This is a genomic window from Pseudomonas parasichuanensis, assembly GCF_021601385.1.
Taxonomy (GTDB): Bacteria; Pseudomonadota; Gammaproteobacteria; order Pseudomonadales; family Pseudomonadaceae; genus Aquipseudomonas; species Aquipseudomonas parasichuanensis.
Genome location: NZ_BQHO01000129.1, coordinates 1 through 213, shown reverse-complemented (window position 1 = coordinate 213; position 213 = coordinate 1). Strand labels below are relative to the sequence as shown.

The following is a 213-nucleotide window of genomic DNA, read 5'->3' as shown; positions in this document are numbered from 1 at the left end:
GCGGTACCGGCACTGGTAACGAAGGCGACAAGGTGTCGGTCACCATCGTCAGCAATGGCGATGTCACCGAAGATCAACAGCCGTCGTTCACCGTCAAAGTCAGCCAGAAGCTGGATCAGGATCTGACGGTCACCCTGTCCAACGGCGCCAAAGTCGTGATTCCGGCGGGCCAGACCGAAGCCATCTACAAGGCCGACGCCCAGGGCGACGACG

1 protein-coding gene is annotated in these 213 nt (G+C 61.0%); it reads left to right on the top strand.

Going from position 1 to position 213, the window contains the following annotated elements:
• On the top strand, positions 1-213 hold a 213-nt coding region (locus L6D77_RS27240; RefSeq protein WP_236170254.1), incomplete at both ends, for an immunoglobulin-like domain-containing protein.